Origin of the sequence: Pseudoxanthomonas sp. Soil82 (assembly GCF_040446535.1) — a bacterium.
Lineage (GTDB): Bacteria > Pseudomonadota > Gammaproteobacteria > Xanthomonadales > Xanthomonadaceae > Pseudoxanthomonas > Pseudoxanthomonas kaohsiungensis.
The window spans coordinates 477,616-491,868 of record NZ_JBEAAK010000002.1; the positions used below are offsets into that span (position 1 = coordinate 477,616).

At 71.2% G+C, this 14,253-nt stretch carries 12 protein-coding genes; 6 read left to right on the forward strand and 6 right to left on the reverse strand.

Annotation, left to right across the window (positions count from 1 at the left end):
• Nucleotides 1-36: 36 nt before the first annotated feature.
• The 3 genes from ABKA19_RS07705 to grxC all read right to left on the reverse strand — a co-directional run bounded on the left by ABKA19_RS07705 (nucleotide 37) and on the right by grxC (nucleotide 1,915).
• On the reverse strand, nucleotides 37-1,041 hold the full coding sequence (locus ABKA19_RS07705) for an isocitrate dehydrogenase (RefSeq protein WP_353688410.1): 1,005 nt from the start codon (nucleotides 1,039-1,041) through the stop codon (nucleotides 37-39).
• Between the two features lie 152 nt (nucleotides 1,042-1,193).
• The gene (locus tag ABKA19_RS07710) at nucleotides 1,194-1,598 is read right to left on the reverse strand and encodes a carboxymuconolactone decarboxylase family protein (RefSeq protein WP_162377739.1); all 405 of its coding nucleotides are present in this window, start codon (nucleotides 1,596-1,598) and stop codon (nucleotides 1,194-1,196) included.
• Complete coding sequence (grxC, locus tag ABKA19_RS07715) at nucleotides 1,595-1,915, reverse strand: glutaredoxin 3 (RefSeq protein WP_502945752.1); 321 nt, start codon at nucleotides 1,913-1,915, stop codon at nucleotides 1,595-1,597. The genes ABKA19_RS07710 and grxC overlap by 4 nt, the downstream gene beginning before the upstream one ends.
• Nucleotides 1,916-2,047: 132 nt before the next feature.
• Between grxC and ABKA19_RS07720 the strand changes: the two genes are divergently transcribed.
• From ABKA19_RS07720 to ABKA19_RS07745, 6 genes are all read left to right on the forward strand, one after another.
• Nucleotides 2,048-3,688: a M48 family metalloprotease gene (locus ABKA19_RS07720; protein ID WP_502945737.1), complete on the forward strand. Its 1,641-nt coding sequence runs from the start codon at nucleotides 2,048-2,050 to the stop codon at nucleotides 3,686-3,688.
• Nucleotides 3,689-3,780: 92 nt separating this feature from the next.
• Nucleotides 3,781-4,470: a phosphate regulon transcriptional regulator PhoB gene (gene phoB, locus ABKA19_RS07725; RefSeq protein WP_162377742.1), complete on the forward strand. Its 690-nt coding sequence runs from the start codon at nucleotides 3,781-3,783 to the stop codon at nucleotides 4,468-4,470.
• 88 nt (nucleotides 4,471-4,558) lie between these two features.
• Complete coding sequence (gene phoR, locus ABKA19_RS07730) at nucleotides 4,559-5,905, forward strand: phosphate regulon sensor histidine kinase PhoR (protein ID WP_353688614.1); 1,347 nt, start codon at nucleotides 4,559-4,561, stop codon at nucleotides 5,903-5,905.
• Between the two features lie 21 nt (nucleotides 5,906-5,926).
• Nucleotides 5,927-8,035, forward strand: a complete 2,109-nt coding sequence (gene ppk1 / locus ABKA19_RS07735) for a polyphosphate kinase 1 (RefSeq protein ID WP_353688412.1) — start codon at nucleotides 5,927-5,929, stop codon at nucleotides 8,033-8,035.
• Nucleotides 8,036-8,080: 45 nt separating this feature from the next.
• Nucleotides 8,081-9,619, forward strand: coding sequence for an exopolyphosphatase (ppx, locus tag ABKA19_RS07740; RefSeq protein ID WP_353688413.1), 1,539 nt, complete (start codon nucleotides 8,081-8,083; stop codon nucleotides 9,617-9,619).
• A gap of 162 nt (nucleotides 9,620-9,781) precedes the next feature.
• On the forward strand, nucleotides 9,782-11,590 hold the full coding sequence (locus ABKA19_RS07745; RefSeq protein WP_353688414.1) for a vWA domain-containing protein: 1,809 nt from the start codon (nucleotides 9,782-9,784) through the stop codon (nucleotides 11,588-11,590).
• Nucleotides 11,591-12,214: 624 nt separating this feature from the next.
• Here the strand turns inward: ABKA19_RS07745 and ABKA19_RS07750 are convergent.
• From ABKA19_RS07750 to ABKA19_RS07760, 3 genes are read right to left on the reverse strand one after another with little or no spacing between them, the layout of a single operon-like run.
• The gene (locus ABKA19_RS07750; protein WP_162377745.1) at nucleotides 12,215-13,159 is read right to left on the reverse strand and encodes an aspartate carbamoyltransferase catalytic subunit; all 945 of its coding nucleotides are present in this window, start codon (nucleotides 13,157-13,159) and stop codon (nucleotides 12,215-12,217) included.
• Nucleotides 13,160-13,193: 34 nt separating this feature from the next.
• Nucleotides 13,194-13,670: a Holliday junction resolvase RuvX gene (gene ruvX, locus ABKA19_RS07755; protein ID WP_162377746.1), complete on the reverse strand. Its 477-nt coding sequence runs from the start codon at nucleotides 13,668-13,670 to the stop codon at nucleotides 13,194-13,196.
• Nucleotides 13,663-14,229, reverse strand: coding sequence for a YqgE/AlgH family protein (locus ABKA19_RS07760; RefSeq protein WP_162377747.1), 567 nt, complete (start codon nucleotides 14,227-14,229; stop codon nucleotides 13,663-13,665). The genes ruvX and ABKA19_RS07760 overlap by 8 nt, the downstream gene beginning before the upstream one ends.
• Nucleotides 14,230-14,253 lie beyond the last annotated feature (24 nt).

Below are 14,253 nucleotides of genomic sequence, written 5' to 3' on the forward strand. Positions count from 1 at the left end.
CGTTGCCGCGGGCGGTCCGGCCCTGGCCGGCGGGGCTCAGAGGCGGCTGGCGATCGCCTTGGCGAAGCCCATGGTGGTGCCGGTGCCGCCCAGGTCGCCGGTCAGCGAGTCCTTGGCCGCCATGGTGGCGACGATCGCCTTGCGCAGGCGCTCGGCATTCTGCGGCTGGCCGATATGGTCGAGCATCTGCGCGGCCGCCAGCAGCAGCGCGCAGGGATTGGCGATCCCCTTGCCGGCGATGTCCGGCGCGGTGCCGTGGACGGCCTCGAAGATCGCCGCGTGCTCGCCGATGTTGGCGCCCGGGGCCAGGCCGAGGCCGCCGACCAGGCCGGCGCACAGGTCGGAAATGATGTCGCCGAACAGGTTGGTGGTCACGATCACGTCGAACTGCTCCGGACGCATCACCAGCTGCATGCAGGCGTTGTCGACGATCATTTCCTGGAACTCGATGTCCGGGTACTGCGCGGCCACTTCGCGGGCCACGTTGAGGAACAGGCCGGAGGTCGACTTGATGATGTTGGCCTTGTGCACGGCGGTGACCTTCTTGCGGCCGGTGCTGCGGGCCAGCTCGAAGGCGTAGCGCACGATGCGCTCGGAACCCTTGCGGGTGATGCGGGTGCCGGAGATCGCGGTCTGGCCGTCGGCCGACACTTCCTGGCCCTCGGCCAGGTAGGCGCCCTCGGTATTCTCGCGGACCGTGACCAGGTCGATGTTCTCGTAGCGCGAGCGGGTGTTGGGGAACGAGATCGCCGGGCGCACGTTGGCGTACAGGTCGAAATGCCGGCGCAGGCTGACGTTGATCGAGGTGAAGCCGCCGCCGATCGGGGTGCTCAGCGGGCTCTTCAGCGCCACCTTGTTGCGCGCGATGGAGTCCAGGGTCTCCTTCGGCATCAGGTCGCCATGCTTCTCGAGGGCGACCACGCCGGCGTCGGCGAATTCGTATTCCAGGCCGGCGCCCAGCTGGTCGAGCACGTGCAGGGTCGCGTCCATGATCTCCGGGCCGATGCCGTCGCCGCGGATGACCGTGATCTTCTGGGTCATGGTGGAAGTGTTCCGGGAACAGGCGCACGGACCCGGTGGCGGGCGCGGCGCGTGGGGAGGGGAAAGTTTGTGCTGAAATTATGCCCGATCCGCGCTGAATCCCCCAAGATCGACCTTCGGAGGGCCCGGCGGGACAGCCCGGCCCGCCCGCCTCACCCGTGGTCGTGGGCCGGCGCGGCGGCCTGGGCATCGCCGGCCTCGAGCCGGTCTAGGAAATCCACCGCCCGCCGCAGGTGCGGGATCACGATCGAGCCGCCGACCACCAGGCCGACCGAGAACGTCTCGAAGAACTCGTCGCGGCTGACCCCGGCCTCCTTGCACTGGGCCACGTGGTAGCTGATGCAGTCGTCGCAGCGCAGCACCAGCGAGGCAACCAGGCCCAGCAGTTCCTTGGTCTTCACGTCCAGGGCGCCGGCCTGGTAGGTTTGGGTGTCCAGGGCGAAGAAGCGACGCACCACCTGGTTGGGTTCGGCCAGGATGCGCTGGTTCATGCGCTGGCGGAACTCGGTGAATTCGCGCACGCGGTCCTGGCCGTCGTCCCCGTTACCGGCGCTCATGCCGAACCCTCCGCCTGACCGTCCGGTCCGTGCCCGTCCAGCAGCGGCAGCAGCTGGCCGGCGCGATGCAGCGCCATCATGTCGTCGTAGCCGCCGACGTGGACCTCGCCGACGAAGATCTGCGGCACGCTGGTGCGGCGCGCCAGGTTCACCATCTTCTCGCGCTGGTCCGGGTCCAGGTCGATGCGGACCTCGGTCCACTCCCGGCCCTGGCTCCTGAGGAAGTTCTTGGCGGCCACGCAGTACGGGCAGATGGCGGTGGAATAGAGGGTGATCGGGGGGGCAGAGGCAGTCACGGGAAACTCCGCGGGACGAATGGGGTCTGTAGCGAATATGGTAGCGGCGCCGTCGCAGGCAGCCTCCACGAATGGAACACAGCGGGTTAACCACCGATTCACACCCGCCGGCGGCGCCGCCCCCATCCTCCTTCCGGATCCGGAGAACCCGTCTTGCGCTACCTGCTGCTGGCCGCCGCCCTGACCCTGACCCTGGCCCCGATGCGTGCGCCGGCCCAGGAAGACGCGCGCCTGCCGGACATCGGCTCCTCCGCCGGCGAACTGCTGAACCCGGCCAAGCAGGCCGAGTACGGCGGGATGATGCTGCGCGAGCTGCGCAACTACGGCTACCTGCTCGAGGATCCGCTGCTCGACGACTGGCTGCAGTCGATGGGCAACCGGCTGGGATCGAGCAGCGACCGGCCCGAGCAGCCGTACACCTTCTTCATGCTCAAGGACCGGCAGATCAACGCGTTCGCCACCCTGGGCGGCTACATCGGCATGAATGCCGGCCTGGTGCTTACCGCCCACCGCGAGGACGAGGTCGCGGCAGTGCTGGCCCACGAAGTGGCGCACGTCACCCAGCAGCACGTGCTGCGTGGGGTCGAGCGCGCGCAGCGCGACCAGGTCCCGATCCTGCTGGGCATGCTGGCGGCGATCGTCGCCGCCCAGGCGGCGGGCGGCAGTTCCTCCGGCGAGGCATCGGAGGCGGCCATCGCCAGCGCGATGGCGCTGATCCAGCAGAACCAGATCAACTACACCCGTTCCAACGAATCGGAAGCCGACCGGCTGGGCATCCGCACCCTGTCCCGCAGCGGCTACGACGTCGATGCGATGGCGGACTTCTTCGAGCGCATGTCGTTCGCCATGCGCGGCAATTCCGGCGGGTACTCGGTCCCCGACTACCTGCGCACGCACCCGGTCACCACCACACGCGTGAGCGAATCCAAGCAGCGCGCCGAGCAGCTCAAGCGCGGCATGGTCACCGCCACCACCTCGGTGCCGGGCGGCGGCGAACGGGTGGAACGGATGGATCCGCGCAAGGTCCAGGCGCCGCCTTCCGCCACCGTCAATCCGTTGCTGCCTTCCGGCTTCCGCTTCGACCCGTTCGATCCGGTCGCCGAGCCGGTCGGGAGCCAGTTCGCCTGGGCGCAGGAGCGGCTGCGGGCACTCACCGCCAACACCCCGGATGCCGCCATCCGCGAGTACGAATCGCTGCGGCGCTCCAGCCCGGACGGACTGACCGACCCGCAGCGCTACGGGCTGGCGGTAGCACGGCTGGCACGGCAGCCGGCGGCGGCGGCGGCCGAGCTGTCCGCGCTGCTCGACCGGCATCCGGACAGCCTGTGGGTGGCGCTGGCGCTGGGCGAGGCCGAATCGCGCTCGGGCCGCGCCGCCCAGGCCAACCAGCGCTTCGACGAACTGCTGCGGCGGATGCCCGGCAACCGCCCGGTGGCGCTGAGCTACGCCCGCGTCCTGGTCGAACAGGGCGGCAGCGAGGCCGGCCGCCGTGCCCAGGAAGTCCTGCGCCCGCTGCTGGCCCGGGCTGGCGCCGACCCGGTGTTCCAGCAGACCTTCGCCCGCGCGAGCGAACTGGCCGGCGATACCAGTCGCGCCGCCGAAGCGTATGCCGAGGCCGCATTCCTGAATGGTCGTCCGGAACAGGCGCTGATCCAGCTGGAGACGCTCAAGAAGCGCGGCGACCTGGACTACGTGACCCGGTCCCGGGTCGACGCCCGCATCGCCGCCATCACCCCGACCGTGCTGGAACTGCGCCAGCAGGGCATCCGCGACCCGGACATGGAGCGGCGCTGACGTGGCGGCGGCTCCGGCCCGCTGCCAGTGTCACAATTCGGTCATCGGACGGTAGTCTAATCCCGCCGTCGCCCCCATCTGTCGGGAATACCGTGCAGAAGCAGATCCTGATAGTCGATGACGAGCCCGCGATCCGGGACATGGTCGCCTTCGCCCTGCGCAAGGGCGACTACGCGCCGGTCCATGCCGGCGACGCGCGCGAGGCGCAGGCGGCCATCGCCGACCGCGTCCCCGACCTGATCCTGCTGGACTGGATGCTGCCGGGTACCAGCGGCCTGGACCTGGCCCGGCGCTGGCGCCGCGAGGCGCTCACCCGCGAGGTGCCGATCATCATGCTCACCGCCCGCGGCGAGGAGAACGACCGCGTCGGCGGCCTCGAGGCCGGCGTGGACGACTACGTGGTCAAGCCGTTCTCCGCGCGCGAATTGCTGGCGCGGATTCGCGCGGTGATGCGCCGCACGCGCGAGGACGACGAGGACGGCAGCGTGGCGGTCGGCGCGCTGCGCATCGACGGTGCCGCGCACCGTGTGTTCGCCGGCGAGGCGGCCGTGCCGATCGGCCCGACCGAGTACCGCCTGCTGCACTTCTTCATGACCCATCCCGAGCGTGTCTACAGCCGCGCCCAGCTGCTCGACCACGTCTGGGGCGGCAGCGTGTACGTGGAGGAACGCACGATCGACGTGCACATCCGCCGCCTGCGCAAGACCCTGGAGCCGTTCGGGGTGGAGAACATGGTGCAGACCGTGCGCGGCGCCGGCTACCGGTTCTCCACCGCCACCTGACCGACGCAGGACGAGCCGACCCCGGATGAACGACCGCCTCGCCACGCCACCCTCGCGCAACCGGGACACGCCCACCAGCACCGATCGGATGCCGCCGGACCTGCGCGCGGCCTGGCGCCGCACGCTGGTGGTGCTGGCCGCGCTGCTCTGCGCGGCCGCGCTGCTCGGCCTGGCGGTGGGACAGGTGGGCTGGGTGCTGGCGATCACCGCCCTGGGCGTGCTGGTGTGGCACTACTGGCGGCTGCGCAGGGTGCTGCTTGGCCTGACCGCGCGGCGGCGCTGGGAGCCGGCCCGCGGCACCGGTGCCTGGAACGAACTGGACCACCTGCTCCACCGCAGCCAGGTCGAGATGCGCGCGCGCAAGCGCCGCCTGCTGGACATGCTGCGCGCCTACCGCGCCGCCGCCGCCGCGCTGCCCGATGCGGTGGTGGTGGTCGAGCGCAACACCCAGCGCACGATCTGGTTCAACCGCGCGGCCACCGACCTGCTCGGCCTGCACCATCCGCGCGACCTCGGCGCCCCGGTGGTCGAGCGCCTGCAGCCATTGCCGCTGGCGCGCTGGCTGGCCGCCGGCCGCAATGCCGAGCCCATGCTCGACGCGCCGTCCCCGGTGGACGAGCGGATGCGGCTCAACCTGCGCCTGATCCCGTACTCGGAGGACTACTGGCTGCTGGTGGCGCGCGACGTCAGCAAGCTGCTGCGGCTGGAACAGATGCGCCGTGACTTCGTCGCCAACGTCTCCCACGAGCTGCGCACGCCGCTGACCGTCGTCCACGGCTACCTGGACATGCTCGACCCCGCCGATTACCCGCCGTGGCAGCCGATGCTGGCGGAGATGCAGAAGCAGTCGCAGCGGATGACCCGCCTGGTCGAGGACCTGCTGGCCCTTTCGCGGCTGGAAGCGCGCGACAGCCTGCCCGAGGAAAACGTGGCGATGGCGCCGATGCTGGCTACCCTGCGCCGCGAGGCCGAGGCCTACAGCCAGGGCCGGCACGCCATCGAGGTCCACGACCAGGCCGGTTGCGACCTGCTCGGTTCAACCCAGGAGCTGCACAGCGCGTTCTCCAACCTGGTGACCAACGCGATCCGCTACACCCCGGCCGGCGGGCGGGTGCGGGTGGACTTCGCGCGCACCCCCGAGGGCGGCGCGGTGCTGTCGGTGCGCGACACCGGCTACGGCATACCCGAGGCGCACATCCCGCGCCTGACCGAACGCTTCTACCGGGTCTCCAGCAGCCGCTCGCGCGAGAGCGGTGGCACCGGCCTGGGCCTGTCTATCGTCAAGCACGTGCTGGGCCTGCACCAGGCCCGCCTGTCGATCGAGAGCGAAGTGGGCACCGGCAGTGTCTTCACCTGCCATTTCGGCCAGGACCGGGTGCAGCCGCGCCAGGAAGACCCCCTTGCCCTGCCCGCCGCCGGGCAGCCCACCTGCTGAGCCGCTACGCTACCTGCACGCATGGACAACGACCGACCACTACTCCCTCCGCATGCCGCGCACGACGACGAAGCCGGCGCCGACGCGCTGCGCGACCCGGCGCTGTACCTCAACCGCGAGCTGTCGCAGCTGGATTTCAATTTCCGCGTCCTGGCCCAGGCGCAGGACCCGCAGGTGCCGCTGCTGGAGCGGCTGCGTTTCCTCTGCATTTCGTGTACCAACCTCGACGAGTTCTTCGAGATCCGCGCGGCGACCGTGCGCCACGCGCTCGACCTGGGCCTGCCGGCGCAGTCCGACGGCCTCGCGCCGGCGCAGCTGCTGGACCTGATCCACGACCGCGCCGCCGAACTGGTCGACGCGCAGTACCGCTGCTGGAACGAGGTAATCCGGCCGGCCCTGGCCGATGCCGGCGTGGGCGTGCTCGGCCGGAAGAGCTGGAACGCGCGCCAGCGCCGCTGGCTGCGCGCCTACTTCCGCAACAAGGTGATGCCGGTGCTGTCGCCGCTGGGGCTGGATCCGTCCCATCCGTTCCCGCGCATCCTCAACAAGTCGCTCAACGTGGTGGTGGTGCTGGAGGGGATGGATGCGTTCGGCCGTCCCAGCCACCTGGCCATCGTGCGCGCGCCGCGCTCGCTCAGCCGCATCGTCGAGCTGCCGCCGAGCCTGGCCGGCAAGGGCAAGCAGGCGTTCGTGCTGCTGTCCTCGATGCTGGCCGCGTTCGTGGACGAGCTGTTCCCGGGCATGACCGTGCGCGGCGCCTACCAGTTCCGCGTCACCCGGAACTCCGAGCTGGTGGTCGACGAGGACGAGGTCGACAACCTGGCCTCGGCGCTGCGCAGCGAGCTGGTCGGCCGCGGCTACCGGCCCGCGGTGCGCCTGGAGATCGCCCACGACTGCCCCAAGCCGATCGTGCGGACCCTGCTGCAGAACTTCGAGCTGGGCGAGAACGCGGTCTACTACATCGATGGCCCGGTCAACCTCAACCGGGTGATCCAGGTCCACGACCTGGTGCAGCGCCCGGAGCTGAAATTCCCGCCGTTCTCGCCGCGCAACCGGCTGGAGGACGAGAACGTGTTCAAGACCGTCGCCCGCGGCGACGTGCTGCTGCACCACCCGTTCGACTCGTTCTCCGGCGTGCTGGAGATGCTGACGCAGGCCGCGTCGGACCCCGACGTGCTGGCGATCAAGCAGACCCTGTACCGCACCGGCAAGGATTCGGCGATCGTCGACGCGCTGGTGCAGGCGGCGCGCAACGGCAAGGACGTGACCGTGGTGGTCGAGCTGCGGGCGCGCTTCGACGAGGATGCCAACCTGGGCGTCGCCGACCGCCTGCAGGAGGCCGGCGTGCAGGTGGTGTACGGCGTGGTCGGGTTCAAGACCCACGCCAAGATGCTGCTGATCGTGCGCCGCGAAGGCCGCCGCCTGCGTCGCTACGCGCACCTGGGCACCGGCAACTACCACTCGGGCACCTCGCGCGCCTACACCGACCTGGGCCTGCTGACCGCCGATCCGGAGATCGGCAACGACGTGCACCTGCTGTTCCAGCAGCTGTCCGGGCTGGCGCCGTCGATCCGGCTCAAGCGGCTGCTGCAGTCGCCGTTCACCCTGCACAGCGGGATCCTCGCGCGGATCGAGCGCGAGACCCGGCTGGCCGCCAGCGGCCGCCCGGGCCGGATCATCGCCAAGATGAACGCCCTCAACGAACCGCAGGTCATCCGCGCCCTGTACGCGGCATCGCAGGCCGGCGTGTCGATCGACCTGATCGTGCGCGGCGCCTGCACCCTGCGCCCCGGCATCCCGGGCGTGTCGGACAACATCCGCGTGCGCTCGATCGTCGGCCGCTTCCTCGAGCACAGCCGGGTCTACTGGTTCGGCAACGACGGCAAGCCGGAACTGTACTGCGCCAGCGCCGACTGGCTCGAACGCAACCTGCTGCGGCGGGTGGAGACCTGCTTCCCGATCCTGGATCCGCGGTTGGCGGAGCGGGTCCAGCGCGAGGCGCTGCAGAACTACCTGGCGGACAACCTCAATGCATGGGAGCTGGGCGCCGACGGGCGGTACCGCAAGTGCGCCCCCGGCGAGGGCCAGGCGGCCTACTCGGCACAGCAGGCGCTGCTCGAGGCGCTCTAGGACGGCCGCAGCGGGAGGGTGCGGCCATCCGCTAAGATTCGCGCCATGCCGAGCTCCGCACAGTCCCGCGCCGCTTCCCGCCCCCAGGTCCAGGACGGCGACGCGCTCGCCGCGATCGACCTGGGGTCCAACAGTTTCCACATGGTCCTGGCCCAGCACATGCTGGGCCAGCTGCGCGTGGTCGACCGCCTCCGCGAGACGGTGCGCATGGCCGACGGACTGGACGGCAAGGGCGGCCTGTCCGCGCCGGCGAGGCAGCGCGCGCTGGACTGCCTGGCGCGCTTCGGCCAGCGCCTGCGGGGGGTGCCGCGACTGCACGTGCGCGCGCTGGCCACCAACACGGTGCGCCAGCTGCACGATCCGCAGGCGTTCCTGGGCCCGGCCGAAGCCGTGCTGGGCTATCCGATCGAAGTGGTGTCCGGCCGCGAGGAGGCGCGCCTGATCTACCTTGGCGTGGCCCATGCGCAGCCGCCCAAGCCCGGGCAGCGGCGCCTGGTCATCGACATCGGCGGCGGTTCGACCGAATTCATCATCGGCAGCGGATTCGATCCCATCGAACGCGAGAGCCTGCAGGCGGGCTGCATCGCCAGCACGCGCCGGTTCTTCCCCAACGGCCGCCTGTCCAAGAAGAAGTGGAACTCGGCGTTGACCGAGATCAGCGCCGAGTTCCAGCAGTTCGCCGGCCTGTACCGCGCGCTGGGCTGGCAGGAGGCGCTGGGCTCGTCCGGGACCCACAAGTCGATCGGCGAGATCTGCGCGGCGATGAAGCTGACCAAGGGCGCGATCACCGCCGAGGCGCTGCCGCAGGTGCGCGAGCGGCTGCTGCAGGCCGACAGCATCGACCAGATCGACCTGCCCGGCCTGTCCGGCGAGCGCCGCCCGATCATCGCCGGCGGCGTGCTGGTGCTGGAGGCGGCCTTCCACGCGCTGGGGCTGCAGAAGCTGCTGGTGAGCAAGGCGGCCATGCGCGAGGGCATCCTCTACGACATGCTCGGCCGCGGCGGCGCCGACGACCCGCGTGATGCCTCGGTGCAGGCGCTGATCCAGCGCTACGGGATCGACGAGACCCAGGCCGCGCGCGTGGAAGGCACGGCGATGCGCCTGTTCGAACAGGTGGCCGACGACTGGGCGCTGGAGGACGACGATGCGCGCATGCTCGGCTGGGCCGCGCGCGTGCACGAACTGGGGCTGGCCGTGGCGCACAGCCAGTACCACGTGCATGGCGCCTACGTGCTCGAGCATTCGGACATCGCCGGCTTCTCGCGGCAGGAACAGCAGGTGCTGGCCGCACTGGTGCGCACCCACCGCCGCGGCGTTCCCAAGACCGCCTTCGACGCCCTGCCCGACCGCCTGCTGCTGTCGGCCAGGCGCAAGGCCGCGCTGCTGCGGCTGGCGGTGCTGCTGCACCGTGCCCACGACGGCGACCAGATCCCGACGCTGGAGCTGTCGGCCCAGGGCGATCGCCTGACCCTGGTCCTGGACCGCCACTGGATCGATGGCCGGCCGCTGCTGCGCGCCGACCTGTTGTCGGAGAAGGACGGTATGCCGGGCCTGGGCATCGACTTCCAGCCGATGGTGCTCTGAGCCAGGAAGCCTGCGCGGCATGCCGGCCCGCTTGCCCGCCACCGGAGGGGCGTGCGACGCGGGCGGGGCGCAACGCCCACCCCGGCGCCCCTGCGATCACGCCCAACCCCATTGTCCAGCCCGGCGCGTTTGCAACTCCCGTCCAACCCACGGGAGTCCGCCATGCGCCGTACCGCAACGCCCCACCCCCCGGCCCGCCCGCGCGCCGTCCTGCTGATGCTGGCCCTGGCAGCGGCCCTGGCCGCCTGCCGCTCGACCGCACCGGCGGACCGCACCGATGCGGCTGCATCCGCCGGCCCGGCGATCGCAGCGACCGGCGCCGCCGCGATCCCGCCCGCGCAGGCACAGGCGATCGCCGAATCCAGGGCGCGTACGCGCCATGCGCTGGAGAAGGAAGCCGCGCGCGCCATCGTCCAGGCCTCGGCACCGCCACCGCCGCCCACGGCCGATGCGGCCATGCAGCGCGCCTTCGTCGCGCCCGCTCCGGCCACCGCCATGCACATGCCGTTCGCGGCAACGGAACCCGCCAACACCGAGCGCTACGAGAACCGCGACGACAACCCGGTGCAGCGCACCGGCGAGCAGCCGGTATCGACCTTCTCCATCGACGTGGACACCGGCAGTTACGCCAACGTGCGGCGGATGCTGCGCCAGGGCGTGCGCCCGCCGGCCGACGCGGTGCGCGTGGAGGAGTTCCTCAACTACTTCAGCTATGGCCACCCGGTGCCGGCGTCGCGCGAGGTGCCGTTCCGGGTGACCACCGAGCTGGCGCCGTCGCCCTGGAATCCCAAGCGGCAGCTGCTGATGGTCGGGATCAAGGGCTACGACGTGCCCAGGGCCACGCTGCCGCCGGCCAACCTGGTCTTCCTGGTCGACACCTCCGGTTCGATGGAATCACCCGACAAGCTGCCACTGCTCAAGCAGGCGTTCGCGCAGCTGGTGCCGCAGCTGCGCCCGCAGGACCGGGTCTCGATCGTCGTCTACGCCGGTTCGGCCGGCCTGGTATTGCCGCCGACCCGCGGCGACCGCCACGACGAGATCCTGGCCGCGCTCGAGCGCCTGCAGGCCGGCGGCAGCACCAATGGCGGCGACGGCATCGCCCTGGCCTACGCGACGGCGCGGCAGGCCTTCGTCGACGGGGGCGTCAACCGGGTCCTGCTGGCCACCGACGGCGACTTCAACGTCGGCACCGTGGACCGTGGCGCGCTGGAAACGCTGGTCGCCGACCAGCGCCGGTCCGGGATCGCGTTGTCCACGCTCGGCTTCGGCCAGGGCAACTACCACGACGCCATGGCCGAGCGCCTGGCCGACGCCGGCGATGGCAACCATGCCTACATCGACACACCGGAGGAAGCGCGCAAGGTGCTGGTCGAACAGATGCAGGCCACGCTGCTGACGATCGCCAACGACGTGAAGGTGCAGATCGAGTTCAACCCGGCGCAGGTGGCCGAATACCGGCTGATCGGCTACGAGAACCGGATGCTGGCGCGGGAAGACTTCGCCAACGACCGGGTCGATGCCGGCGACATCGGCGCCGGCCACGAGGTGACGGCGCTGTACGAGATCGCGCTGGCCGGCTCCGGCGGCGAACGGCTGCCGCCGTTGCGCTACGCAGCCGCCGCGCAGGGCAGTTCCGCGCGCGACGGCGAACTGGCCCACCTGCGCCTGCGCTACAAACTGCCGGGCCAGGAGCGCAGCCGCCTGATCGAGACGCCGGTGCTGCGCTCGTCGCTGCAGCCAGAACCGGGCGCCTCGCTGCGCTTCGCCGCGGCGGTCGCCGCGTACGCCGACCTGCTGCGCGGCGGCACGAACGTGGAAGGCTGGGACTGGGACGACGTGGCCGCGACCGCGCGCGCCACGCTGGGCGAGGACCGCTGGGGCCTGCGCCGGGAATTCGTCGAGCTGGTCGAGTCGGCGCGCCAGGTCACGTCGGCCGAATCGGAGCCCCCGGCGGCCATCGCAGCGGACTGAGGACGCTACGGCCACGCAGGCGATGCGTGGCCTGTCCACGGGCCCAACCGCATCATGCTCCACGAGCAAGGGGCATGCGGGCACGTGGCAGCAACAACTGCAACTGCCACGGCCACTGCAACCTCAACCACGAACGCGTCGGCTTCGGAGGGGGCCACCGCGCCCCGGGGCCATGGCCCACCCTTCGGGACGACATCCTGTCTTTACGAAGGGCCGTGGCACATCCATGTGCCACTTGGTCCATGGCCCCGGGACACGGCGGCCTCTGGAGGTTTGGGGTTATGGCTTCGATCATGCGCCGACCGGACCCGGCCCATGCAGCACGATCCAATGCGACGGCTTGGGCTCCGCTTGCGTCGAGCGAAGCAACTACCTGCACGCGCCCGAGGGCGGCGTCCTGTCGCATTGGGGGTCAAGCGGCCATGGATGGCCGCGGCCGCGAAGTGAGGCAGGGATGCCGGCCTGAGCGGTGACCCCCAATGCGGCAGGGCGCCGCCGCCCACCGAAGCCCGCGCCCTGCGGTTGCGGTTGCGGTTGCGGTTGCGGTTGCGGTTGCGGTTGCGGTTCATGTTGCTGTTGCGGTGGCCGCAAACCCCATCCTGCCCGCCAGGCCTCGACGCCAGCTCAACCCAGCAGGTGCTCCAGCACCGCCATCCGCACCGCCACGCCGTTGGCGACCTGGCGCAGCACCCACGACTGCGGGCCGTCGGCGACCTCGTCGGTGATCTCCACGCCGCGGTTGATCGGCCCCGGGTGCAGCACCGCCGCATCGGGCGCCGCGCGGCGCAGGCGCTCCACGGTCAGTCCGTAGTGGTCGTGGTATTCCTCGAGCGACGGCACCAGGCCCTCCTCCATCCGCTCGCGCTGCAGGCGCAGCATCATCACCGCGTCGACCCCTTCGAGCATCGCGTCGAAATCGGTGCCGACCACGCAGCCGCCCGTGGTCGCCTCGTCCGGAAGCAGCGGCCGCGGGCCGCAGATGCGGATCTCGCCTGCGCCGAGGGTACGCAACGCCTGCAGGTCCGAACGGGCCACGCGCGAATGCCGGACGTCGCCGACGATCAGCACCTTCAGCTTCGAGAAATCGCTGCCCTTGGCCTGGCGCAGGGTCAGCATGTCCAGCAGGCCCTGGGTCGGATGCGCGCTGCGGCCGTCGCCGGCGTTGACCAGCGCCGTGCCCTCGCCGGCCACGTCGGCCAGGCGCTGCACTGCGCCGTCTTCGGGGTGGCGGATGACGAAGCCGCGAACACCCATCGCCTCCAGGTTCTTGAGCGTGTCGCGCGCGGTCTCGCCCTTGCGGGTGGACGAGGTCGACGCGTCGAAGTTGAGCACGTCCGCGCCCAGGCGCTGGGCGGCGAGCTGGAACGAACTGCGCGTGCGCGTGGACGGCTCGAAGAACAGCGTGCACACCGCGCTGCCGGCCAGCACCGTGCGCTTGCCGACCCGCCCGACCGCGGCATCGCGGATCTGGCCGGCACGGTCCAGCAGCTGCAGCAGGGTGCTGCGCGGCAGGCCTTCCAGGGTCAGCAGGTGGCGGAGGCGGCCGTCGGAGGCGAGTTGTGGCGTCATTGGGTGGCGTGCTCGGGGAGTGGGCGGAAGCGTGCTAGAGCGGCGTGGCGTCTTCGGGCGCGGCGAGCCAGCGTTCGACGATGACCGCCGCGGCGGCGGCGTCGAGGGTGGCCGCATCGCGGCGGCGGCGATTGCCCGCGGCGCGGTCGCGGGCGAAGCGCTGCGCCGCCTCCACCGAGCTGGAGCGCTCGTCGACCATCACCACCGGCAGGCGGAAGCGCGCCTTCAGCTCGCCGGCGAAGGCGCGCGCGCGACGACGGATCGGCTGGTCGCCGCCGTCCAGCGTCATCGGATCGCCAACCACCAGGCCGGCCGGGCGCCAGTCGCGGTGCAGCCGTTCGATCGAGGTCCAGTCCGGCCCGCCTTCGCGCACGTCGACCACCGCGACCGCGCGCGCACCACCCAGCGCGCTGCCGACGGCCACGCCGATCCGGCGCGCGCCGACATCGAAGCCGAGCACGATCGCATCGGCCGCGGGATGCGCGGGCACCGGCGCGGAAGGCTCAGGCATGTCCGCTGTAGTCGGCCAGCATGAACAGGTCCACGCCGATGCGCCCGGCGGCGGTCTGCCAGCGGCGCTCCAGCGGCAGCTCGAACAGCAGTTCGGGGTCCACCGGCGCGGTCAGCCAGGTGTTCTCGCCCAGTTCGTACTCCAGCTGCCCGGCGCCCCAGCCGGCGCAGCCCAGGGCGACGACCGCATGGGCCGGGCCCTCGCCCGCCGCCATCGCCTCGAGGATGTCGCGCGAGGTGGTCAGGTACAGGCCGTCCGCGACCTGCAGGCTCGAATCCCATTCGCGCCCGCCGTCGTGCAGGACGAAGCCGCGTTCCTGGTGCACCGGGCCGCCATGCAGCACCGTGCGCGCGCACAGTGCCTCGTCGTCGCTGCCGATGCCCATCTGCGAGAGCACCTGGCCCAGGGTGTATTCCGAGGGGCGGTTGACCACCACGCCCATCGCGCCCTGCTCGTCGTGCTGGCAGATCAGGGCCACGGCACGCGAGAAGTTCGGGTCGGACAGCGCCGGCAGCGCGATCAGCAACTGGTTGGACAGGTTTTCGTCGGGGAGGGACATGCCGCCATTCTAGCGCCGGTGCGC